Genomic DNA, 22,247 nt, shown 5'->3' with positions numbered 1-22,247 from the left:
GAGCGCTGGACGCACCCGATCCAGAACTGGAACTTGACGCTGTCACAGCTGACGATCCACTTCCCGGATCGCCTGGAAAAATATATCAGCCTATGAGGCTACTTGGCTGACACAGAGTTTTGAACACCCTCCCAGAATAGAGAAAATAGACATACACGACAAAGATTAAAAGACTTACACCAACAATAAATATGTAATCTAGATTATCTTGTTTCTCGTTATTAATGCTCATTCTCTCCTAGGCAATATAACGCCTGTTAAGGGGCTGATAATATTTGGCTAAAATGTGTAGCAAAGCGAAACCGAGCCAAATTTTAGCAGTCCCACTTGAATAGCTTGTTAGAGCAACGAGTGATTACTTTACCTCTATGGAAGAACATAAATCATTCATTTTTTCAGGCTTCATATTTTCATGCAGAAAAGGGTTTTTGGTAGCAATTTCTTCCCTAGTTAAGTCGCTATCCGCTGAAATTACTTGTTGTATCCAATCTTTATATGATGAAACACGAGTATAAAGCTCAGTAACCCCGTACTCTCCGACATCATAAAACCATGAGTCGGCTCGTGAACTGACACCGAGTAATTCATATTTATCTCCGTTTTTAATATAGGCAGGGCCTCCACTATCACCATTACCAGAAACGCCTTCTAGCGCTTCTCCTTGAGAGCCTTTTTCGAATTTGAAAACTATATCCGTATCTGTAGTTTTAACGATCTTATTTTGAGCTTTTCTTAACTTCCCATTATTTTCTTTATAGCTAACTGTCTGACCCTCAGTGCCTGTTCCTGTTCCACCGACACCTATAAACCAAACAACAGCATCTTTTTCATCATTGTTACTATAAATTTCTGCAGGTTTAATATCAGCAATACTAGATTTAAGTTTAATTAAAGCTATGTCGTGTTCATCTCCTAAGTGATAATCAGGGTGACTATATCGATTAGAAATAGATACTATTTCATCGCCTACTCTAATTTTTTGTCCAGGGTTCATACAAAAAACAGCATGGGCTGCGGTTACAACCCACTGAGGATGGATCAATGTACCGTGAACACCTATGTTATATAAGGTTGCTAGAGGAGGGAAGTCAGATGGAACAGCAGAATAATTTTCATCGGAAACATCATGTCGAATGACTATTGCATTAGCTAACGAAGTAAAAAGTCCTATTGATAAAATTAAGGATTGAGCAATTTTCATGTAATCTCCTATCTAAGTTGCTCTAATGTCCAGCGCACCGGCGAAGCACACTGTGCTGAGTCCAGCCCGCTTGCAGACGTCGGTACCGCTACATGTTAACGGTACTCTTCTGCAATGCGCTCAACTTTTTCCCAGTCTGTTATTTTTACAGTAAATGGCCAAGTTTTCTCTATTACACGCAACCATCCAACGTCCTGTATTGTCGTTCCTACAAGCATACCTATAGCTACAAGAAATAAACCACCCCCGTAAAACCAGTAAAATAAACACGCAATTACAAACATTATACTTCTATAGATAAACTTCCTCTTCATCGCTGACATTGAAGTAGTAAGAGTAACTCCCTTCTCTTTTTGGATGAGAAGCTGTTTGGCTCTCTCATTTTCCTTCATAACTTCACCTACAGTTAACGTTTAGTGAACGGGCCGCTGCCTAATGGGCCATACAGAAAGTTATGTAATTATTGGAAATACAAATTTATATTACCCGTATTTTTATCACTTTCTAGTTTCGGTCGAGCGAATAAAACAATCGTTACAGAATTAACCGCATGGCCCACTAGGCGGTCCCTTTTGCACGCCTTGTTAGGTTTGCGATGTATCATAAGACATTATTGCTACAAGCTTAGAGTTGGCTTGGCTAGATAGTGAAATTACCCACAGTTCCATTAGCTTAGTGCCACGAAATATTTTATATGAAGTGGTTTTCAACGAACCAGATTTAGAAACGATTTCTTTCTTATAGCTGAACCCAGACCCTTCTGGAGGTAACCATGCCTCCATGCTGGCTATAAGTTGCTCTGGGTTGCCTTGATGAATAAATATGGAACATAAACCTCTATCTTGGGCGGCAATGCTGAAATTTCCGTGTTCATTGCTGGAAACCCACACTTTCCCTTTATGGCCTTGCAAATATTGGCGAGCCACTTCACCTTCAGCTTCAATAAATCCCATTTCTTTAGCCTGGCTCTCAACTTGTGATGGCTGAGCGCGAGAAGTGACACATGCACCCATATAAAGTTGAATCGGGTACGACTTACGAAGCACCAATGATTCAGCGGTCTCTTGAGAGGCTTGGGACACACAAGAAAATATAGTGATAAGTAAAACTACTAAGTATTTCATAATCTCCCTCATGTTTTGGAGCCGAACGCCCGCAACACCGGACAAATTGAAGCGCAGCGGAAATTAGTTCCGCGTGCTTGCGCTTGTGTACGCCCAGCATAGGCATGAATTAATGAGGTGAAAGTCCTCTGTAGGAGAGCCTGCTCACCGGGTTACCGGTGATCATAACTACTAGCCGACGGCAAGGGCAACCTCGCGAGGGGTTTTCTGGAGGAAGCCCGAGCGCAAACCTGCGAGCCTACGAGCCTACGAGCCTACGAGCCTACGAGCCTACGAGCCTACGAGCCTACGAGCCTACGAGCCTACGAGCCTACGAACAGAAATCGTATATAAGGCCCAGCTCCGGGGACGAGTTAGCACAAGATAACGAAGTCCACAGGTTCGAGAAGCAGGGACAATGCGGCGGTTGTGCAGGGACGGTTCATGTTTTTATCTGGGGAGATCTGCACCACAGGCCGGGGGGAACCTACGCGGTGATAATGCAGAAGTCAGCACAGGACATAGTACCTGGAACCAGCAGGGAGCCGAAGAGAGGGAAGGCCCGAACATTAAACAAAGAGTGAGGCATCACTACCTTATGAGGATATCCGGTTGTGACAATCGAAGACTATCCCCAGTGGATAAAGTCACGCTGGTCCGCACTGCGCCGAGCCCTGGTTGAGGGCTACTACCAGCCCCAACCTGCCAAACGGGTCGCAATACCCAAGCCCTCAGGGGGCGAGCGCCACCTGGGGATACCCAGGGTACACAACCGCGTGATCCAGCAGGCGATCAGCCAGGTACTGACGCCGATCCTGGGCCCGACCTTCTCCAACCACAGCTATGGCTTCAGGCCCGGCAGGCGTGCCCATGACGCCGTCAGCCGTATCCAGCACTGCATCAAGCGGGGCCTGAAGGTTGCTGTGGACATCGATTTGTCCAAATTCTTCGATCGGGTCAACCACGACCCGTTGATGACCCAACTGCTCCGCCCTACGCGCAACACTCGATACAGGTGGCTGGTTAGGCCTTACCTGACAGGGACTTCCACCTTGCAAGAAGCATCAAGCTTAGCTTGACGCACTAACACTCAGCGTAACGGCGAACAAAGGGTAGCGTAGTGAGTCCAGGCCCGCAGGGTCGGTGTTGCCGCTGCTTGTTATACAGTTTCAATTATTCCAGTGTCCTTACCGTCAAGGCTTTTAGTATTTTTCTCTTGCCAATATTCCTCTACACCTTTTCTCCCTCGGTTGTCGGCCCACTTTCTCAGTGTCGGTCTTTCACCAACTAATTCATAAAAGGGCACTGCGTAGCCACATGAGGTTTGAACCAGCTCCAAATTTAACTCAAATATCTGACGTGCTCCGGTGTATTCGGGAAATAGTTTTACTTGACTAGGCCAATCTTTATCTCGAGGATGGATGATTTTTACGTGACCATACAACCTCAATATAAGTGGCTGCTTATCAAATGAACAGAACATTATGGTCATTCGATTGTTTTCTAGAATGTGGGCTGCCGTTTCATTCCCGCTTCCAGTAAGGTTGAGCCACGCCACTTTGGAGTTATTTACTACTCTAAAGCTATCCATGCCTTTTGGGGAAACATTAACGAAGCCTTCACTTGCGGCAGTGCCGACAAAGAAAATATGTTGGTTGCCGATGAAACCAATATGCTTTTCAGTCAAGGCTTTAAATTTTTCTGCCACATGACCTCCTCATGTATAACGTTCGCATTTGCGGCAGCTGGAGCATAGCGTAAGCCGTCCGGCCGCGATAGCGGCGAACAACATGCGCTTATTATACGTAGTTAGCCCCATATAAGCCATCCGATGGCTACCCCTAAAACCAAACAAGAAACTCCTATTTTAATCCATAATTTATGCTCTGCGCTATTCTCCATTATGGCGCCTTGAATGTATAAATCTAGAGCTTTCCCTGCTGTCTCTGAAGATGGATGGTCGTCTTCAGGAGGGTAATCTAATGCAGACAAAATATAAGGCGCCTGGGTCTTTACTAACTTCCCGATGGTCTCTGCTTCATCGTAATACTGAGAAATATCCATTGTCGTATCTACGTATAACGCCGTTGGCATGGGCCGAGCAAAGCGAAGGCGAAGGCGAACATGTCCAACCTTGTTAGGGCTTTCACCACTCAACCTCTGTTAGTTTGGCCATAAAGTCATTAAAGGAATTTGCCACTGGAACAAATCTATTTCTCAACAGTTCGAATTCGCAATCTTCAGGCAAACTTTCTAAACTGTTTATGACTTGATATGGTTCAAATTCAGACAATTCATTTGTTTTCTTTATCTGGCTTCGATCAAAGCCATATTTTTCTAGAGTATTTAACAGTTTCTGCTCGTAGTAACAGTAACCAAACTTTTCTAGCATAAATTTACGACCGAATATCGAATACATATAGCCGTCATAATAGTAATAGACCTGACCAAAATCTCTTTGGTCTGTAGATATTGCAAAGAGACTACCAGATGAGTCTTCCTCGTATGCGAAAGACATCATATTGTCAGGAAGAACATCAAAATTTTCTTTAGAGTTTTCATTAGATGCAAACAGTTCTGGCCAGTTTGTATTTGAAGGTTCATTACCATCGAAACGGTCATACCAAACGCCAAAAATGCCTGCCACATCTGCCTTTTCTATGAATGGCAAATCAATTTTAAGCTGTATTCCAATTTCCAATTCTTCGTCATTAGGCGAAAATAAACAACCGTTTGTTTCTTGTAGAAAATCGCCATATTCACTTGGAAATTTTTTGTATCCAAATCTTTCTTTAAGGCGATTACTAACGTCTAAAATATCATCTGGAGTTAACGAAGGAAATTGAGGTATAACCTCTATATTCTTGAACATATTTAGATTTCTTTAAAGTGTCCTAACGCCCGCAGCAAAGGCGAGCAACTTGTTGCGAGTCCTGTTGCTTGCACTTGTTAGCCTGAGATACCTGCTTCACTAAGGCCATCAGTTAGTGAGCCAGAAATTATAATCGAATGCCCCAAGAACATGTCACCATCATCATGGCAAAACTCGAATTTTCCATCAGGATAAACCGTAATAAATAGCAACTCCATCGAATTAATAAAATCTGACGCAGTAAATTCCTTTTCCCCTTCAAGCCAATTCTTATTCATTACTTCAAGGAGTTCAGAAACTGCATAGTCTGCAATTTTCTTAGACCAGTCACCAGATTGACTATACAGAGCCTCTATAGTTTTTAGACTACTACTGATAGAACCATCTTCTTCATCTACAGAGACCGAAAGTTCTACTGGCTCTCCCTGCCAATTTATTGTGCCTTCAAAACAATCTAACGACCTATCAAGCACTAAGACACCAAACTCCGGGTGGGTAACTTCTACTGGCTCTTTATATTTTTCTAGTGCTGCTTTAAGTTCAATGTCATCCGGGGTATCTAAAATGGATAATAGTTGTGCTCTAGCATCACCGAACGGACTCTCTTTTGAGAGCTTAACTTTAAATTGCACCAAGGATTCTCGCTCAACGTGATCTTGAATAAGTTTTAACTCGCTGTAAGTAAGATCATTCGAAAAAATGAGAGGTGAATTGTTTATTTTTTTTCCAAGCTCTTTCCAGGCTATTAGAGATAGTTTCAATGACCAGTATTCATCTCCCGGAACTTTGCCTGCTCCTCGCTTATTACCTACTGCATCACGAGCTCCAACCACACCTGTTATTATTGTTTCTGGCAGCTCAGCGAATTCTCTATGAAGTTTTTCCTTTTTAATAGAGGCCTCTTTAAATATATCTTCCATCTATCTCATTCCCCAATAAGGCTACCTTTTATATACTGATCACCATGACCAGTATTTCTGGATTCTTTTTGTGCCAAAATTTCAAAACCAAAATTGAAATCAATTAGATAAAATAATTTAGCACTATCGAACCACCTAAAATCATAATCACTGCAACCATTATCCCAAAATTCATCAATAAATGTAACCCCTTGGATTTATTGAACTTTTAGGAAAAGTTAGCGCCCTCTCAAAAATAACGGTCAGGCTGACCAAATTGCCCTTTCGCACTCGCTTAAAGCATCGGTAAAGTCAAAGCTATTAATTACAGGTATCTCTCAATGAATGTTAATCCCAGCCCTGTTCCTCTGAATTCTTTTCACTTTATGGATCATTTTCAAACCTGCAAACTTTCCGTGTCACTAAAGTATGGATTGGACAGAACACAAGGCTCCAGCCTGGTATGCTTATCCACTTTAACAAATTTCGCTGTGCGCGATTTATCGGATAAGCATATCGCCAACCTCCGCGCTAATAATAAGTTAAGTGGGTGAATGGCCCCTCTCAGATCCTCTACAAACCTGTTGTTCAGTGCAAATCCTGTGTCCCGCTTTTTGTGTTCTGGTGCTGAAAACCATAGCCCGCAGCAATAGAAAAAACCTTCACAACGAACCAAGCGGATTCGCTGCGGGCCTGGTGCCAGGCTGCCAGTCAATACCGGTAAACGCCAGAGGGAGAGCGCTGGCATTACCGATTTATTTCACACAACGGAATTTTGGAAAACCAATCACTGAAAGATGGTATGGGGTATGCGTATTGGGCATTCTCAAGCAATACGCAGCGGCGGCTACACAGTATTCTTGACAGGCTCCCCCTCTGGGCGAGCCGGTTTCTCAACGGCTCGCTTTGTTTAGCTCCTCTTCCTTTTGGATACGTCTATACACTTCCTCACGGTGTACAGGCAGGGATTTGGGGGCCGCGATACCCACTCTGACCTGATTGCCTGAAATACCCAATACGGTGACGGAAACATTTTTTCCAATTCTGAGGTTCTCGCCTGGCCGGCGTTTTACAACCAACATAAACCTTTCCTTCCGGATCGCAAATCCTGGAGTGATTTTTTGTGATGGGAATAGCTGGAAAATAACGACGGGAGGCAATGCAGGGTGGCGCACGGGAACGGTAGGCCGTAAAGCAGAACCGGCGGACGCAACGCTCCCAGGGCCTGGGCAACCGCCCCAAGCGCCTGAAGGGGGCCCACTTTATTGAAGACGAGCGGGCTTCTAGCGTATTATCCATAGAGCCATTTTGATATCTATGTTATCAATTTGGTTAGCTGGCCTTTGGTGTTTCCGGCACCTTGGGCCAGCGCCTTTTACTTACGCTTAGGTCACGTACCGTTCTCCTGTGGAAGGGAAGGGGTTTGGGAAAATGCCTGGGTATTTCGATGCTATTGGGCCATTGGCGCAGAGCGGCTGGCCCAATTACTACCCATCACGCAGATAAATATTTATCGATCTTACGCCGCTCTTGCAGGAAAGAAAACGCAATACCATCCAATAAGATAATTTTGGTGCCACTATTTCTATTGATATACGCACGAAAAAACGCAATGGCTTCATTAATACCACCCGTTGAATGAGTCCGCTTTATTGCCATGCACCAGAGAATATCCCGGTGTGAGTTTGCATCGACAATCGCACCCGCCCGACCGGCAAAACGGCACGTATAAGCAGCCGCACCGGGTCAACGAAGACCCCAGCCACGCTCGACGCAAGCAAGCTAGCCGCAGGCTTTGGCTTTTCGTTTGAACGCACGCTGGCCGATACCCCGCCGATTACCTCCAAGCCGATAATCAACACGGTGGAAATCAACTTTGCGTAGCGTGTCTGTTGGTGCTCACTCAGTGAAGGTCCGGCAGGGTCTGGGCTATCTAACCCCGTTTATCCTGATAACGAAGCGATGTCGAAACGGGCAAGTGGTCGCACTCTGGACTTTTATATCAGGGCGCCCCCCTTTGGATTCCCTAGGCGCAAATCTAACGGTAAGAAGTGGGCTGAACCCGCACACCGTGGGCCTGCCCGCTGGCATTCACCCCGTCACCGGGGCAGGCTTGAGACAGGTGGTCACTGGCGTTTTTTTTTGGCCGGGCGCTGCCAGCCGGAAATATTGCGCTGTCTGCCCCGTGCCACAGCCAGCTCATCCGCGCCCACTTCGCAGGTAATGGTGGAACCCGCACCCACAGTGGCACCCCTACCCACTTTCACCGGTGCCACCAGTGCGGTGTTGGAGCCGATAAAAGCGCCGTCGCCAATTTCAGTGAGGAACTTATTCACACCATCGTAGTTGCAGGTGATGGTGCCGGCACCGACATTCACCGCTTCCCCTACGGCGGCATCGCCCACATAGGAGAGGTGATTGACCTTGCTGCCGGCGCCGATGGTTGCTTTCTTGATCTCGACAAAGTTACCCACCCTGGCGCCCGCTGCCAGTTGGGTACCGGGGCGCAGGCGGGCAAAGGGGCCGATGCTGCAGGCCTCTGCAACGTCCGCCTGCTCAATCACAGAATTGGCCTCCACACGGGTACCATCTGCCAGACGGCAGTTTTTCAACAGGCAGTTGGGCCCAATCTGCACCCCCTTGCCCAGGGAGACCTTCCCCTCAAAAACGCAGTTGATGTCGATGGATACGTCGGTTCCGCATTCCAGGCTGCCGCGGATATCAATCCGTGCTGGGTCGAGCAGGGTGACCCCGGCATCCATCAGTGCCACCGCGCGGGTGTGTTGCAGGGCGCGCTCCATCTGCGCCTGCTGTGCGCGGCTGTTCACCCCCGCCACTTCCAAGGCATCGCTGGCGCGCACCCCGGTGACGGCGATCTCCTCACTGACCGCGCGGGCGATCACATCCGTGAGGTAGTATTCACCCTGGGCATTGTCGCAGGACAATTCAGGCAACCAGCGCGCCAGCAGTTCCGCCGGCGCCGCCAGTATGCCAGTATTCACTTCGCGGATACCCAGGGTGGCTGCATCGGCATCCTTCTCCTCGACAATCGCCTGTACGCGGCCCGCATCGTCGCGCACTATGCGCCCGTAGCCGGCGGGGTTGGCCATCTCTACCGACAGCAGCGCGGGGCCTTTATCCGCCGCTGACAACAACGACTGCAGGGTGCCCGCCTTGACCAGTGGCACATCGCCGTAGAGTACCAACACCGAGGCCCCCTGACGGAAATGGGGGATCGCCTGTGCCACAGCATGGCCGGTACCCAGTTGCTCGGCCTGCTGCACAAACCGCACGCCGCTGTCGGCGAAGTGCGCTTGCACCTGCTCGGCACCGTGCCCCACAACCACCGTAATGTTCACTTCTTCAAGCTGCCTGGCCGTTTCAATCACACGCCCCAGCATGGGGATACCGCCGATCGGGTGCAGTACCTTGGGTAAATCCGAACGCATGCGAGAGCCTTTGCCCGCCGCCAAAACCACAACATCGATAGTCATCTTGAATCAAAATCCCGCTAGGTCAATCGGGGCGCATTGTGGCCAGTCTGCCCCACGAACTCAAGAGTACCTCACCCCGGCGCAGCAGGTTGGCGCTCAACGCATTTCGATTGCCGCCCACCCCCTATACCGGTAGCTTACCTTCTGTAAAATCAACAGGTTGCTTACCCAAAAAGAACACACTGTACCGCCGTACCCAGACTATGGCGGGGGGATATTTATCATGACCACAATCAAGCACACCAAGCCGCGCCGGCGTTTGCTGGCTCTGGCTGCACTGGCCCTCACCCTGCCGATGGCCGCGGCCGCTGAAGCCGCTAAACAGCCACAAGAGCCGGCTGCAGAGGCTAAAGAAGCCCAGCAGGAGCCCTCCTGGGATATCAACAAGCCGGCTTACGAATTTAAGCCAATCCAGCTGGATACCCGCGAGACTACCTGGAGTAACCTGGATATCAGTCCGGATGGTCAAACCCTCCTGTTCGATATGCTGGGGGATATCTACACGGTGCCGGTTAGCGGCGGTGAGGCCATAGCCCTGACCACTGAGATCGCCTGGAATATGCAACCGCGCTTCAGCCCGGATGGCAAAACCATCGTATTTATCAGCGACCGCGATGGCGCCGACAATATCTGGCTGATGGACCGCAACGGCGAAAACCTGCGCCAGCTAACAACGGAAAAGGAAAACCTACTGCACTCACCCAACTGGAGCCCCGATGGCCAGTATCTGGTGGCGCGCAAGGGCTTTATGTCCGGGCGCAGCATCCCCGCCGGGGAAATCTGGATGTATCATTACGGTGGTGGTGACGGGCGCCAACTGAAAAAGCGCATCGGCGGTGAGATCGCGCAGAAGAATATTTCCGACCCGGCTTTCTCCCCGGATGGGCGCTACGTCTATTACGCCATCGACACCACCCCCGGCACCGTTTGGAAGTACAACAAAAACTCCACCCAGGAGATTTTTGCCATCAACCGCTACGACCTGCAGGACGGCGAAGAGGAGACCTTTATCTCCGGTCCAGGCGGCGCAGTGGCACCGGTACCCTCCCCGGATGGCAGCAAACTGGCGTTTATCCGCCGCCAGGACAACCAGACTTCCCTGTTCCTGAAAGACCTGGACACCGGCCTGGAAACCCCCGTTTACTCCGGCCTGGAGCGGGACCTGCAGGAGATCTTCGGCCCCCATGGCAACTATGTGCAATACGACTGGATGCCCGACGGCGAGTCACTGATCGTGTGGACCGGCGGTAAGTTCCTGCGTATCTCGGTACACGGCGACAGCGTTGCGCCAATTGAAACCCACGTAAAAGTCGAGAAGCAGGTGGCCGATGCGGTGCGCTTTCCGGTGGAGGTGGCTCCGGAAACCTTCGATGTAAAGATGATCCGCTGGGCACAGAAATCCCCCAGCGGCAAACAAGTGGCATTCCAGGCCCTGGGCAAAATCTATCTACAGGATATCAACAGCGGTGAGCGCCGCCGCCTGACCCGTCAGAATGACCACTTCGAGTTTTACCCCAACTGGTCCCGGGATGGCCGCGAGATCACCTATGTCACCTGGGATGACGAAAAACTCGGCCATGTGCGCGTGGTTTCCGCGCGCAATGGCCGCGGCAGGAACATCACCAGCCAGCCGGGCCTGTATGTGGAACCGACTTTCTCCCCCAGCGGTGATACCGTGGCTTACCGCCGATTTACCGGCGGTTACCTGCTCAGCCCCGAGTACGCTCTGGAGCCGGGTATCTACCTGGCAGATGCCGGTGGCGACTGGCAGCGCCGAGTAGTGAAGTCCGGTTATGAGCCCCACTTTGGTGCCACCGGTGACCGTATTTATTTCTCTGAATATGTTGGCGCCGACGGCGGTAAACGCGTGCTGAAGAGCACCAACCTGGAAGGCAAGGACGAGCGCGAGCATCTGCACGGTGCCGAAATCACTTCCTTCCGCTTGTCCCCCGACGGACAATGGGTTGCCTTTACCCAGGACTTCAAAGCCTTTGTCGCGCCCTTTATGCACACCGGCAAGTCCGAGGTGATCGGCCCCGATAGCAAGGCGGTTACAGTCACCCGGGTATCCAAACGCGCCGGCGAAAACCTGCACTGGTCCTCCGATAGCAATACTCTGGGGTGGGCCCACGGCCCCTGGCTGTTCGAGCGCGAACTGAAGGACGCCTTCAGCTTTGTCGCCGGCGCTCCGGAGGCGCTGCCGGAGCCGGTTTCCGAAGGTATCAACCTGGGCTTTAAACAACCCTTCGACAACCGTGCGGGGCTGGTCGCTCTGACCGGCGGTACCGTTGTCACCATGCGCGATGCGGAGAACACCCGCGAAATTATCGAGAATGGGGTTGTTCTGTTGCGCAGTAACCGCATTGTGGCGGTGGGCTCCGCTGCTGAGGTGGAAATTCCTGCGCAAGCGAAGCGCATCGATGTCACCGGCAAGACCGTACTGCCGGGCCTGATCGATGCCCACGCCCACGGCGCCCAGGGTCGCGAAGAGATTATCCCGCAGCAGAACTGGAACCTGTTCTCCAGCCTGGCCTTCGGGGTAACCACCATTCACGACCCCTCCAACGACAGCAGCGAGATCTTCTCCGCCGCGGAAATGCAGAAGGCCGGCCTGATTACCGGACCGCGTATCTTCTCCACCGGCACCATTCTCTACGGTGCCAAGGGCCCCGGCTACAAAGCCAAGATCCACTCACTGGAAGATGCCCGCTTCCACGTCAACCGCCTCAAGGAGATGGGCGCTATCTCGGTGAAAAGCTACAACCAGCCGCGCCGTGACCAGCGCCAGCAAGTGCTGCAGGCCGCCCGCGAGGCCGGTATCATGGTGGTACCCGAAGGTGGCGGTAAGTATCAGCACAATATGAATATGATTGTGGACGGGCACACCGGCATCGAGCACTCCCTGCCTATCGCCAATGTCTACGCCGATGTGGAACAACTGTGGGGACAGACCAGCGTTGGCTATACCCCGACCTTCGTGGTGGCCTACGGCGGCCTCTGGGGCGAGGAGTACTGGTATGACCGCACCGAGGTGTGGAAAAACCAGCGCCTGACCCGCTTTACCCCGGACTTTATCGTGAACCCGCGCTCCATCCGCCGCCCCACGGCGCCGGATGCCCACTACAACCACTTTAACGTGGCGCGCCAAGCCAAGCAGCTGCGCGACGAGGGTGTCACGGTGCATATCGGTGCCCACGGCCAGCGCGAGGGCCTGGGCGCCCACTGGGAGTTGTGGATGATGGGGCAGGGTGGCTTCACCCCCTGGGAAGCCTTCCGCGCCGGTACCATTGACGGTGCCCGCTACCTGGGTATGGATGGGGATATCGGCAGCATCGAGGCGGGCAAACTGGCGGACCTGATCGTGGTGGAGGGCAACCCCCTGGAAAACCTGCGCCTGTCTGAAAATATCGCCTACACGGTGATCAACGGCCGAGTGTTCGAGGCGGAGACCATGAATGAGCTGGGCAGAGGCGAGCGTCTGGCATTCTTCCACGAACGCCTGCCCATCAGCGCCATGCCGGCGCCCACCGCCGAAGCCATTCAAGCGAAGAGGGAGCGGCATCACTGGGTGCACTGATTGCATAAACCCCCAGGGCACCAAAAAGGCCGGCAATGAAAATTGCCGGCCTTTTTATTGGGCCAAGACACTGCCATCAGGTTTCGCTGGCCTTCTCAACCAGCGCATCGTCCAGTTCTGCGGCCCGTTTCAACGCGGGGCGCTGCTGTAACCGCGCAAAGTAGTCCACAAACGCATCCCATTTTTCCAGCGTACCGAATTGCATGCCCCAGCCAATGTGGGAACCCACATAGACATCGGCTGCGGTAAAATGCTCACCGGCGATAAAGGGGTTGGCTGTTACCGCCAGTGACAGGGTGTTCAGGGTGTTTTCATAGTTACCATACCCCAGCGTCCTCTCCTTTTCCGCCTCTGGCTTCTGCCGGAATACCGCCTTGTTACTGAGCGCCGCCTCCAACGGCCCCGCGGCAAAAAAGAACCAGCGATAGTAATTCGCTTTTTCTTCCGCTGTCCGAGGCAGAAGCTCTGCCCCGGGGAACATATCCGCCAGATAAGCACAGATGGCAGCCACCTCTGTGATCACATTGCCATTGTGGGTTATTGCCGGCACCTTGCCCATCGGGTTAATGGCCAGGTAGTGGGCAGCTTTCATGTCGGCATCATACGCCAGTACCACGGTCTTATAGGGAACGCCCACCTCTTCCAGCATCCAGCGCACGATGCGCCCGCGAGACTGGGGGTTGGTATAGAAAATCAGATCCTCACTCATTGCATTTTCCTGCAGCTCAACAATAAAGGGGAGTTTATACATCGATAAACAATCTATGCGAGGGATTTCGACGACAAAGAATCAACAAACTTTAGTATGGGAAAAAGGCTTCATATCCTATTGCCCCGACAAACTCAGCAATAGATAAAAAAGTAGCCGAAGCCACTTTATCCAATCGGGCTGGGATACAAGCGAGCAGATTTCCAGTGTTTAATGGCCGAGGACAAAACGTTACCCGTTGGATACCTTACCTATTACCCGCTTCCATTGGTGTACGATTTAATGCCCTGGTTGTTGATCAAAGATCTGTATGTCATCGACAGGATTGGATATCGCCGTCGAGGTGTGGGAAAAGCATTTCTGTCGACGCTTGCCCGGGAAGCACAGAAACCGGGAAGGAATCGTGCGTAGCCTAAACCTGACCTGATAGATAGCTACTGACGAACCGATATATCGGATCAAGCCTGAATTGCTACCTCTGATTTAGCGACCAAACTTAAGTTGAAAACAATTAAGTTGATCGCGCGTCGACATAAACTGGTTTTTACAGCGACCGAGTAATTGTTCCGGGCTATGATCAAACGCCTTGGCACTTTCAATACATTGTTTTCGTGTGCTGGTGCTCATATAAGCATCTTGACAAGCTTTGACAATAGCAAAAGGTTCATAGGTAAAGGGCTTTAACTGCTCCAGACAAGCGAAGCGACCCTGGGTAGATAAAGTGAAATCGCTACAGGTTTTCAATGCACCTTTTTCTGAGTGGGGGTAGTTATTTATCAGCTGCACACATTTTTCGCGACTACTTCTGGAGTTAAAATGCTCACCGCAGATTTTGATACGCGCTGAATAGGCCAGGGCAAGTTCTTGCTGACTCGGCACAGTGACCTCTGGCTCAGTAACTTCATATCCATTCACTTGCACATACAAATTGCGCGCCAGTACAATTTCATCTTCAATGTGAGTGCGATTGGAGAAAAGCGTGATGTGTTTTACACCTTCCACTTCAGTTTCAAAACGGAATCGGCCATTTTTCTTTTTCTTCATTCTGTGTATTTCACCCTCAATTTTTACACGAGAGCAGGACTGCATATCGTCCACAGCAAAGAAGGTGCCATTTGGCGTGCTATAGGCGTAAGCAATGCCTTTGCAATCTTGCAGGTATTTAGAGGGCCACTTGGCGCTAAGCTTGGCGGCCTGTGCGCCACAGGCTATAGCACATAGAAGAATAAATAAAAAAGCCTTGTTCACTTTGAATCCCTGAAGACATTTCTTTAATAAATTGCGTGCCATCCTGCTAGATTAAAACTGAACCCGAGCTGAACCCGATCACAAACTGGCCAGCAAGCACAGCAGCACTTATAACAGGATTTAGATATAACGCCTATCCTGAGCATGACCAAATCCCTTATAATCGAGCCCATCACGTCCGAGACAAAGAGAAAATTTGTGGCCAGGCAAGGTAACTTTTCCATTCATGCTGCCCTAGCGGCGCAGGAAAGTCTAGCCTGATCAAAGCATTAATAGAAAAACACGGCTTGATAACTCAGCTCTCAAAAAACATCATCTTCAATAATAGGGATACTGTATTGATTCGCCAGCCAGCCCAACTGCTGATTTTGCACGCTACTAATACTGTACCCAGTAGAATTTTGGTGATTTGCTGTAGGTAAGCAAGCCTGAACTTTACCCACTTTCATTACCTGCTCTAGCTGTACTGTGTCAAATCCCCCCCTTCGGTACTAGGTATCTCCATAACCTTGCGCTTAATCAGTGCCAAAATATCTCTTTTGTGTTTTTGCTACGGCATAGCCTTCAGCCTCCAAGAGCCGATAACAAGCAATAGCTATCGTCATACTTACTTGGTGACGAGTACTGGTTACCCAAAGAAAAGGGAATTTATCTTTAACATTCAAGCAACCATCGTTAATATCCGCCATGATTTGCTCAGCAAGGATTCTGTATTTTACATTGAATTCTATCTGTTACCTAAAAATATGGCGAAACTATAACTGTTACCTATAAGCCAAAGAGTCAAATATTGCACCGTTAATAAAAAGAGGCCACTTATGAAGTACTCCCCAGAGAAAAATACCAAGATACTTTCAGCGTTAACGGATCAATTTGAACAATTTTATGCCAATTTAGACGATAAAGCGGTTGCCTGTTTATCACCAACAATGAATGAACAGGACATTCCCGTTAACGGTGTTTCGTTTGAAAAGCTACATCAGCTCATTTCCGAGGAAGTTCAGCCTAACCTGTCTGCAAGTAATGGTGGCCGCTACTGGGGCTTTGTTACAGGCGGGGCTAATCCAGTAGCAACTTATGCTGACTGGCTGGTGACTACATTTAACCAAAATGTTAGCAAAGGGGGAGATTCCATTGCCACCGCTATCGAACACCAAACCCTAAAATGGATATGCCAGTTATTTGATTTGCCGTCTTCGTTGAAAGGGGTGTTTACAACGGGTGCAACGGCGGCCAATTTACTCGCCGCGGTTACTGCACGACAATATATTGGCAAGCATCAGGGTATTAATGTCGCATTAGAGGGTATGCGAAACCTGGATGTCAGCATATTTAGCGCTACCCCACACGCGAGCATGGTTAAGAGTCTGGGAATGGCTGGTTTCGGTCAAAATAGCTGGAATAAAATTGACTGCTTGGCCAATTCTGAAGCTATAGATTTAACTGCATTAGAGGCATCACTGTCCTCTTCTCAGTCACCCCATAAAATTGTTATCGCCAGCGCTGCAACCGTTACGGGCACCGACTACGACGACTTACTGGGTGTCTCAGCTTTGTGTAAACAACACAAAGCCTGGCTTCATGTTGATGCTGCTTTTGGTATTTTCGAACGACTGATACCAGACCAGGAAACACAATCCAAAGGAATTGAGTTTGCCGACAGCATCACACTGGATTGCCACAAATGGTTAAACGTGCCCTATGACTGTGGTTTATTTTTAACCCAGCATCCCGCATTGCTCAAGGAATCCTGTGAAGTTTACGCACCCTACCTGGCAGATGATGACACACACCCTGCTTTCATGACTTTGGGTATTGAAAATTCTCGGCGATTCCGAGCCTTCCCGGTATGGGCAACAATCATGTTTTATGGAAAATATGGCATCGCCACCAATATTTCAAAAAATATTGAACAGGCAAAAAAATTTGCTAACTGGATTGAAACCTCTTCCAGTTATGAACTTATTAAACCTTGCAAGCTTAATGTTGTTTTATTTAAGCCGAATCAAAATGCAATACCCTTGGATAGCAACGCGTGCATGATCGAGTTAAACAAAACCGGCAAAGTGTTTTTAACACCTGGGCAGTGGCAGGGAGAACCCATAATCAGAGCAGCACTAAGTAACTGGAATACAAGTAATGAGGATGTAGATAAGGTAATTCATACGCTGCAACTTCTTGCCGATAAAAAATATGAACTATCTGAGCCTGTGTGTTGAATCCGGCTTAGCATTCGGAAATTAAACCGTGTATTAGCCACTAACGCGTGATTGCCTCACGTTTCTACAAGCTCAAGAGGCGCTATCAAAGCACCGTAGCCTAAGAAGCACTGAGTGCCCTGAGTTATCCGGTCAGCCGTCAGAGAGCGTGCCAGCTGATGCAGGAAGCCGGAGTTAAAGTGAAATGTCGGAAGAAGTGTAAAGTCACGACAAACCACCCGTGTTTGACAACAAGTTGGACCGGCGGTTTGCCATACCTCAGCCAGGTCAGGTCCAGGCCTGATCGTGCATTCGGATCACGGCTCACAATATGCCAGCACGGGCTATCGTCGGTTGCTCAAGGCGCATGATTTTGAGGGGAGCATGAGCCGTAAAGGAGATCGTTGGGACAATGCGGTTTGTAAAGCTCCTTTGCGAAGTAAACCTGCGAATCAGGCTCTGAAGTGATGTAAAAATAACTACTGGCACTTACAAAAAAAGCAGCCGAAGCCGCTTTTTAGGTCACCTGAAAACAGGCATTCGAAAAGGTAAGCAAGCGTTTACTTGCCAGCCGCCTTGCGGATCGCCTGCAGGGTGCGCAGGCGCGCTTCGGCTTCGGCCAACTGGGCCGAGATGCGCGCGTAGTCAACTTCGGAGGGCGCTTTGTGCAAGGCGTGCTCCGCTTCCTCGCGGGCCTTCTGCGCAGCCTCTTCATCGATTTCGCGTTCGGCCACGTCGGCGAGGATGGTCACCATATTCGGTTGCACCTCGGCGTAGCCACCGCTGACGAACAATACCTCCTCTTCACCACCGGGTTTGATGATGCGCACCGGTCCGGGCTTCAGGGCAGTGAGCAACTGCGCGTGGCCATAGGAGAGCCCCAGCTCCCCCTCGATGCCACTCACAATCACCATCTGCACCAGTCCGGAGAAGAGGGACTGCTCGGCGCTGACAATGTCACAATGTACTGTCATGGCCATAGTATATGCCTATCTCGATTAGCCTTCGGCCTTGTTGGCCTTTTCCACAGCTTCGTCGATGGTTCCCACCATGTAGAAGGCCTGTTCAGGCATGTGGTCATACTCACCGCTCAGGATGCCCTGGAAACCGCGGATGGTTTCTTTCAGGGAGACGTATTTACCCGGTGCGCCGGTAAAGATTTCCGCCACGTGGAAGGGTTGGGACAAAAAGCGCTCGATCTTGCGCGCGCGCGCTACGGTCTGCTTGTCTTCCTCGGACAACTCATCCATCCCCAGGATGGCGATAATGTCCTTCAACTCCTTATAGCGCTGCAGTACGGACTGCACACCGCGGGCCACTTCGTAGTGCTCCTGGCCGATCACCTGGGGGTCCAGTTGACGGGAGGTGGAGTCCAGCGGGTCTACCGCCGGGTAGATCCCTTTGGCGGCGATATCGCGGCTCAGTACCACAGTGGAATCCAGGTGCGCGAAGGTGGTGGCCGGAGACGGGTCTGTCAAATCGTCCGCCGGTACATACACCGCCTGGATAGAAGTAATGGAGCCGGTTTTGGTGGAGGTGATACGCTCCTGCAAAACGCCCATCTCTTCTGCCAGGGTCGGCTGATATCCCACCGCAGAGGGCATACGGCCGAGCAGGGCAGAGACTTCGGTTCCGGCAAGGGTGTAACGGTAGATGTTGTCGACGAACAGCAGTACGTCCTTGCCTTCATCACGGAATTTTTCCGCCATGGTAAGGCCGGTCAGGGCTACACGCAGACGGTTGCCGGGGGGCTCATTCATCTGGCCGTATACCATCGCCACCTTGGAGTTGCCTTTGTTGTCCAGGTCGACAACGCCGGACTCCGCCATCTCGTAATAGAAGTCGTTCCCTTCGCGGGTACGCTCGCCAACGCCGGCGAATACAGACAGACCGGAGTGCTCGGTGGCGATGTTGTTGATCAGCTCCATCATGTTGACGGTTTTACCAACACCGGCACCGCCGAACAGGCCAACCTTGCCCCCCTTGGCGAACGGACAAACCAGGTCGATCACCTTGATGCCGGTTTCCAGCAGCTCGGTGGAGCTGGACTGCTCCTCGTAAGTGGGTGCCGCGCGGTGAATAGAGGCGCGCTCTTTCTCACCGATAGGGCCGCACTCGTCAATCGGGTTGCCGAGCACGTCCATGATGCGCCCGAGGGTTTCGTGGCCAACCGGCACGGAAACCGGAGCGCCGGTATTGTGCACGGCGAGACCGCGGCTGATACCTTCGGATGAACCCATGGCAATTGCGCGCACCACGCCATCGCCCAACTGCTGCTGCACTTCCATAGTGAGGTTCTTGCCCTCAACCACGAGTGCGTCGTAGACATTCGGAACGCTGTCGCGTGGGAACTCCACGTCGATGACCGCTCCGATCACTTGCACAATTTGTCCGTTACTCATTTCCGGATCCTCAGCTTTAAATTCTTTCAAGGTCGACCATTGCAGGTATCAGCAGGGGCTTAAACCGCCGCGGCGCCGCCGACAATTTCCGACAGCTCCTGGGTAATGGCCGCCTGGCGCGCCTTGTTGTAGACAAGCTGCAACTGATCGATCAGTTCGCCGGCATTGTCCGTAGCACTCTTCATCGCGATCATGCGCGCGGCCTGCTCACAGGCTTTGTTCTCTACGACCGCCTGGTATACCTGGGACTCGATATAGCGGGCCAGCAAGCCGTCCAGCAATTCCACCGGGTCCGGCTCGTAGAGGTAATCCCACGCTTGCATGAGTTGTTCGTCCTCGTCTTTCGGCAGCGGCAGCAATTGCTCAACCCGCGGCTTTTGCGACATGGTATTCACAAACTCATTGGAGACCAGGAACAGGCGATCAATATCACCTTCCGCAAAACGATCCAGCATCACCTTGACCGAGCCGATCAACTTGCTGGCCTGGGGCGCATCGCCCAGATCGCGCACCGCGGCAACAACCTTGCTGCCGATGGCGTTGAAGAAACCGGCCGCTTTGTTGCCCACAGCGCAGACTTCGACATCGACCCCTTTCTCGGACCAGGCTTGCATCTCGCGAATGGCCGCCTTGAACATATTGACATTCAGGCCACCACAGAGTCCGCGGTCTGTGGATACCAGTACAAAGCCAACCCGGCTGACCTCGCGCTCCTGCAGGTAAATATGCCGGTACTCCGCCGAGGCGTTGGCAACGTGACCAATCACCGCGCGTATGCGTCGGGCATAGGGGCGCCCCAGTGCCATGCGATCCTGAGCCCTGCGCATCTTGCTGGCCGCCACCATTTCCATTGCGGCAGTAATTTTCTGCGTGCTCTTGATACTGGCAATTTTTGTGCGTACTTCTTTTCCGCCTGCCATAGTGATTTACCTTGTTCGCTGGAAATGTGAATCTGGGGAAGGGCCGCTGTGGCCCCTCTTCCCGTGCTTTCCAGGGCGTTTACCAGCTGCTCGTGGCGACAAACTTCTCGATGGCCGCTCTGAACGCAGTATCAATTTCGTCGTTGTAGTTGCCGGTGCTGTTCACCTTCTCCATCAGTTCCGCGTGTTCGCTGTTCATGTAAGCGAGCAGGGCGGCTTCGAAGTCGAGCACCTTTGCCACTTCCACTTCTTTCAGGTAACCCTTGTCGGCGGCGTAAACGGAAACCGCCATTTCAGCAATAGACAGTGGAGAATACTGTTTCTGCTTCATCAGCTCGGTAACGCGCTCTCCGTGATCCAGCTGGGCCTTGGTGGCTTCGTCCAGATCGGAGGCAAACTGGGAGAAGGCCGCCAGTTCGCGGTACTGGGCCAGGGCGGTACGGATACCCCCGGACAACTTTTTGATCACCTTGGTCTGCGCGGCACCACCCACACGGGATACAGAGATACCTGGGTTGATGGCAGGGCGGATACCGGCGTTGAACAGATCGGTCTCGAGGAAGATCTGCCCATCGGTAATGGAAATCACATTGGTGGGTACGAACGCGGAGACATCACCGGCCTGGGTTTCAATGATCGGCAGGGCGGTCAGAGAGCCGGTCTTGCCTTTTACCTCGCCGTTGGTGAACTTCTCCACGTACTCGGCGTTGACCCGTGCAGCGCGTTCCAACAGGCGGGAGTGCAAGTAGAAAACATCACCGGGATAGGCTTCGCGGCCGGGCGGGCGCTTCAGCAGCAGGGAGATCTGGCGGTAGGCCCAGGCCTGCTTGGTGAGGTCATCGTACACGATCAGGGCGTCCTCACCACGATCGCGGAAGTATTCTCCCATGGTACAGCCGACGTAAGGCGCCAGGAATTGCATTGCAGCCGGGTCGGCGGCACCCGCGGCAACCACGATCGTGTGATCCATGGCGCCGTGTTCTTCGAGCTTGCGCACCACATTGGCAATGGAGGACTGCTTCTGGCCCACGGCAACGTAGATACACTTAACCCCGGTGCCTCTCTGGTTGATGATGGCGTCGATTGCCACCGCAGTCTTACCGATCTGGCGGTCGCCGATAATCAGCTCGCGCTGGCCGCGGCCGATCGGGATCATGCTATCCACCGCTTTCAGACCGGTTTGCACCGGTTGGTCCACAGACTGGCGGGCGATAACGCCGGGTGCCACCTTCTCCACCGCATCGGTGCGCTTGTTGTTCAGCGGACCCTTGCCGTCGATGGGATTGCCCAGCGCGTCTACGACACGGCCGAGCAGCTCGGGGCCGACCGGGGTTTCCAGGATACGGTCAGTGCATCGGCACTTCTGGCCCTCTGCCAGGCCCTTGTAATCACCCAGGATGACAGCACCGACGGAGTCGCGCTCCAGGTTCAGCGCCATACCGTAAACACCGCCCTCGAACTCGATCATTTCCCCGTACATCACGTCGGCCAGGCCGTGGATGCGGATGATCCCGTCGGAAACGGAAACAATGGTGCCCTCGTTCTGGGCTTCAGTGCGCACATCGAGATTTTCGATGCGGCTTTTGATGATTTCACTGATCTCAGAGGGATTCAGTTGCTGCAT

The 22,247-nt window shown here is 51.4% G+C and carries 20 protein-coding genes and 1 pseudogene; 4 read left to right on the top strand and 17 right to left on the bottom strand.

What is annotated here, in order from left to right; translation table 11 throughout:
* Positions 1-355: 355 nt before the first annotated feature.
* From Q1A48_RS14795 to Q1A48_RS14785, 3 genes are all read right to left on the bottom strand, one after another.
* Positions 356-1,201 (bottom strand): trypsin-like serine protease, encoded by an 846-nt coding sequence (locus tag Q1A48_RS14795; protein ID WP_299946362.1) that lies wholly within the window; start codon positions 1,199-1,201, stop codon positions 356-358.
* Between the two features lie 95 nt (positions 1,202-1,296).
* On the bottom strand, positions 1,297-1,593 hold the full coding sequence (locus Q1A48_RS14790; RefSeq protein WP_299946360.1) for a hypothetical protein: 297 nt from the start codon (positions 1,591-1,593) through the stop codon (positions 1,297-1,299).
* Positions 1,594-1,785: 192 nt separating this feature from the next.
* A complete protein-coding gene (locus Q1A48_RS14785; RefSeq protein WP_299946358.1) occupies positions 1,786-2,325 on the bottom strand; it encodes a hypothetical protein in 540 nt (179 codons plus the stop codon).
* Between the two features lie 593 nt (positions 2,326-2,918).
* Between Q1A48_RS14785 and Q1A48_RS14780 the strand changes: the two genes are divergently transcribed.
* Positions 2,919-3,383 (top strand): reverse transcriptase domain-containing protein, encoded by a 465-nt coding sequence (locus Q1A48_RS14780; protein ID WP_299946356.1) that lies wholly within the window; start codon positions 2,919-2,921, stop codon positions 3,381-3,383.
* A gap of 80 nt (positions 3,384-3,463) precedes the next feature.
* On the opposite strand, the gene Q1A48_RS14775 is transcribed toward Q1A48_RS14780, so the two are convergent.
* From Q1A48_RS14775 to glmU, 6 genes are all read right to left on the bottom strand, one after another.
* A complete protein-coding gene (locus Q1A48_RS14775) occupies positions 3,464-4,012 on the bottom strand; it encodes a pyridoxamine 5'-phosphate oxidase family protein (RefSeq protein WP_299946354.1) in 549 nt (182 codons plus the stop codon).
* Between the two features lie 101 nt (positions 4,013-4,113).
* The gene (locus Q1A48_RS14770) at positions 4,114-4,368 is read right to left on the bottom strand and encodes a hypothetical protein (protein ID WP_299946352.1); all 255 of its coding nucleotides are present in this window, start codon (positions 4,366-4,368) and stop codon (positions 4,114-4,116) included.
* A gap of 82 nt (positions 4,369-4,450) precedes the next feature.
* Positions 4,451-5,176: an SMI1/KNR4 family protein gene (locus Q1A48_RS14765; RefSeq protein WP_299946350.1), complete on the bottom strand. Its 726-nt coding sequence runs from the start codon at positions 5,174-5,176 to the stop codon at positions 4,451-4,453.
* Between the two features lie 77 nt (positions 5,177-5,253).
* The gene (locus tag Q1A48_RS14760; RefSeq protein WP_299946347.1) at positions 5,254-6,096 is read right to left on the bottom strand and encodes a DUF2262 domain-containing protein; all 843 of its coding nucleotides are present in this window, start codon (positions 6,094-6,096) and stop codon (positions 5,254-5,256) included.
* A gap of 872 nt (positions 6,097-6,968) precedes the next feature.
* The gene (gene csrA / locus Q1A48_RS14755; RefSeq protein WP_299946345.1) at positions 6,969-7,157 is read right to left on the bottom strand and encodes a carbon storage regulator CsrA; all 189 of its coding nucleotides are present in this window, start codon (positions 7,155-7,157) and stop codon (positions 6,969-6,971) included.
* A 1,044-nt stretch (positions 7,158-8,201) separates the two neighbouring features.
* The gene (gene glmU, locus Q1A48_RS14750) at positions 8,202-9,569 is read right to left on the bottom strand and encodes a bifunctional UDP-N-acetylglucosamine diphosphorylase/glucosamine-1-phosphate N-acetyltransferase GlmU (RefSeq protein WP_299946342.1); all 1,368 of its coding nucleotides are present in this window, start codon (positions 9,567-9,569) and stop codon (positions 8,202-8,204) included.
* Between the two features lie 223 nt (positions 9,570-9,792).
* Between glmU and Q1A48_RS14745 the strand changes: the two genes are divergently transcribed.
* Positions 9,793-13,146: an amidohydrolase family protein gene (locus tag Q1A48_RS14745; protein WP_299946339.1), complete on the top strand. Its 3,354-nt coding sequence runs from the start codon at positions 9,793-9,795 to the stop codon at positions 13,144-13,146.
* Between the two features lie 76 nt (positions 13,147-13,222).
* On the opposite strand, the gene Q1A48_RS14740 is transcribed toward Q1A48_RS14745, so the two are convergent.
* The 4 genes from Q1A48_RS14740 to Q1A48_RS14725 form a co-directional block, all read right to left on the bottom strand.
* Positions 13,223-13,855: a glutathione S-transferase family protein gene (locus Q1A48_RS14740; protein ID WP_299946337.1), complete on the bottom strand. Its 633-nt coding sequence runs from the start codon at positions 13,853-13,855 to the stop codon at positions 13,223-13,225.
* 483 nt (positions 13,856-14,338) lie between these two features.
* Complete coding sequence (locus tag Q1A48_RS14735) at positions 14,339-15,103, bottom strand: hypothetical protein (RefSeq protein ID WP_299946334.1); 765 nt, start codon at positions 15,101-15,103, stop codon at positions 14,339-14,341.
* A gap of 302 nt (positions 15,104-15,405) precedes the next feature.
* The gene (locus Q1A48_RS14730; RefSeq protein ID WP_299946332.1) at positions 15,406-15,552 is read right to left on the bottom strand and encodes a hypothetical protein; all 147 of its coding nucleotides are present in this window, start codon (positions 15,550-15,552) and stop codon (positions 15,406-15,408) included.
* 66 nt (positions 15,553-15,618) lie between these two features.
* A complete protein-coding gene (locus Q1A48_RS14725) occupies positions 15,619-15,792 on the bottom strand; it encodes a hypothetical protein (protein WP_299946330.1) in 174 nt (57 codons plus the stop codon).
* A 129-nt stretch (positions 15,793-15,921) separates the two neighbouring features.
* On the opposite strand from Q1A48_RS14725, the gene Q1A48_RS14720 reads away from it, so the two are divergent.
* On the top strand, positions 15,922-17,322 hold the full coding sequence (locus Q1A48_RS14720) for a pyridoxal-dependent decarboxylase (RefSeq protein WP_299946327.1): 1,401 nt from the start codon (positions 15,922-15,924) through the stop codon (positions 17,320-17,322).
* Between the two features lie 273 nt (positions 17,323-17,595).
* A pseudogene (locus Q1A48_RS14715) lies at positions 17,596-17,727 on the top strand (IS3 family transposase); the annotation flags it as partial.
* A gap of 134 nt (positions 17,728-17,861) precedes the next feature.
* On the opposite strand, the gene Q1A48_RS14710 reads toward Q1A48_RS14715, so the two are convergent.
* The 4 genes from Q1A48_RS14710 to atpA form a co-directional block, all read right to left on the bottom strand.
* Complete coding sequence (locus Q1A48_RS14710; protein WP_020413901.1) at positions 17,862-18,281, bottom strand: F0F1 ATP synthase subunit epsilon; 420 nt, start codon at positions 18,279-18,281, stop codon at positions 17,862-17,864.
* 18 nt (positions 18,282-18,299) lie between these two features.
* Complete coding sequence (gene atpD / locus Q1A48_RS14705) at positions 18,300-19,703, bottom strand: F0F1 ATP synthase subunit beta (RefSeq protein WP_299946324.1); 1,404 nt, start codon at positions 19,701-19,703, stop codon at positions 18,300-18,302.
* 59 nt (positions 19,704-19,762) lie between these two features.
* Positions 19,763-20,623, bottom strand: a complete 861-nt coding sequence (atpG, locus tag Q1A48_RS14700; protein WP_299946322.1) for a F0F1 ATP synthase subunit gamma — start codon at positions 20,621-20,623, stop codon at positions 19,763-19,765.
* Between the two features lie 79 nt (positions 20,624-20,702).
* Positions 20,703-22,247 (bottom strand): F0F1 ATP synthase subunit alpha, encoded by a 1,545-nt coding sequence (gene atpA / locus Q1A48_RS14695; protein WP_299946319.1) that lies wholly within the window; start codon positions 22,245-22,247, stop codon positions 20,703-20,705.

It is taken from the genome of uncultured Microbulbifer sp., assembly GCF_947489355.1.
Lineage (GTDB): Bacteria > Pseudomonadota > Gammaproteobacteria > Pseudomonadales > Cellvibrionaceae > Microbulbifer.
This window is presented reverse-complemented; position numbering and strand designations above follow the sequence as displayed.

What these genes read in the sequence shown, in the direction of transcription:
- Q1A48_RS14795 (WP_299946362.1), bottom strand. Translation starts at nt 1,201, where the DNA reads ATGAAAATTGCTCAATCCTTAATTTTATCAATAGGACTTTTTACTTCG.
- Q1A48_RS14790 (WP_299946360.1), bottom strand. Translation starts at nt 1,593, where the DNA reads ATGAAGGAAAATGAGAGAGCCAAACAGCTTCTCATCCAAAAAGAGAAG.
- Q1A48_RS14785 (WP_299946358.1), bottom strand. Translation starts at nt 2,325, where the DNA reads ATGAAATACTTAGTAGTTTTACTTATCACTATATTTTCTTGTGTGTCC.
- Q1A48_RS14770 (WP_299946352.1), bottom strand. Translation starts at nt 4,368, where the DNA reads ATGGATATTTCTCAGTATTACGATGAAGCAGAGACCATCGGGAAGTTA.
- Q1A48_RS14765 (WP_299946350.1), bottom strand. Translation starts at nt 5,176, where the DNA reads ATGTTCAAGAATATAGAGGTTATACCTCAATTTCCTTCGTTAACTCCA.
- Q1A48_RS14760 (WP_299946347.1), bottom strand. Translation starts at nt 6,096, where the DNA reads ATGGAAGATATATTTAAAGAGGCCTCTATTAAAAAGGAAAAACTTCAT.
- csrA (WP_299946345.1), bottom strand. Translation starts at nt 7,157, where the DNA reads ATGTTGGTTGTAAAACGCCGGCCAGGCGAGAACCTCAGAATTGGAAAA.
- glmU (WP_299946342.1), bottom strand. Translation starts at nt 9,569, where the DNA reads ATGACTATCGATGTTGTGGTTTTGGCGGCGGGCAAAGGCTCTCGCATG.
- Q1A48_RS14745 (WP_299946339.1), top strand. Translation starts at nt 9,793, where the DNA reads ATGACCACAATCAAGCACACCAAGCCGCGCCGGCGTTTGCTGGCTCTG.
- Q1A48_RS14740 (WP_299946337.1), bottom strand. Translation starts at nt 13,855, where the DNA reads ATGAGTGAGGATCTGATTTTCTATACCAACCCCCAGTCTCGCGGGCGC.
- Q1A48_RS14730 (WP_299946332.1), bottom strand. Translation starts at nt 15,552, where the DNA reads ATGAAAGTGGGTAAAGTTCAGGCTTGCTTACCTACAGCAAATCACCAA.
- Q1A48_RS14725 (WP_299946330.1), bottom strand. Translation starts at nt 15,792, where the DNA reads ATGGCGGATATTAACGATGGTTGCTTGAATGTTAAAGATAAATTCCCT.
- Q1A48_RS14720 (WP_299946327.1), top strand. Translation starts at nt 15,922, where the DNA reads ATGAAGTACTCCCCAGAGAAAAATACCAAGATACTTTCAGCGTTAACG.
- Q1A48_RS14710 (WP_020413901.1), bottom strand. Translation starts at nt 18,281, where the DNA reads ATGGCCATGACAGTACATTGTGACATTGTCAGCGCCGAGCAGTCCCTC.
- atpD (WP_299946324.1), bottom strand. Translation starts at nt 19,703, where the DNA reads ATGAGTAACGGACAAATTGTGCAAGTGATCGGAGCGGTCATCGACGTG.
- atpG (WP_299946322.1), bottom strand. Translation starts at nt 20,623, where the DNA reads ATGGCAGGCGGAAAAGAAGTACGCACAAAAATTGCCAGTATCAAGAGC.
- atpA (WP_299946319.1), bottom strand. Translation starts at nt 22,247, where the DNA reads ATGCAGCAACTGAATCCCTCTGAGATCAGTGAAATCATCAAAAGCCGC.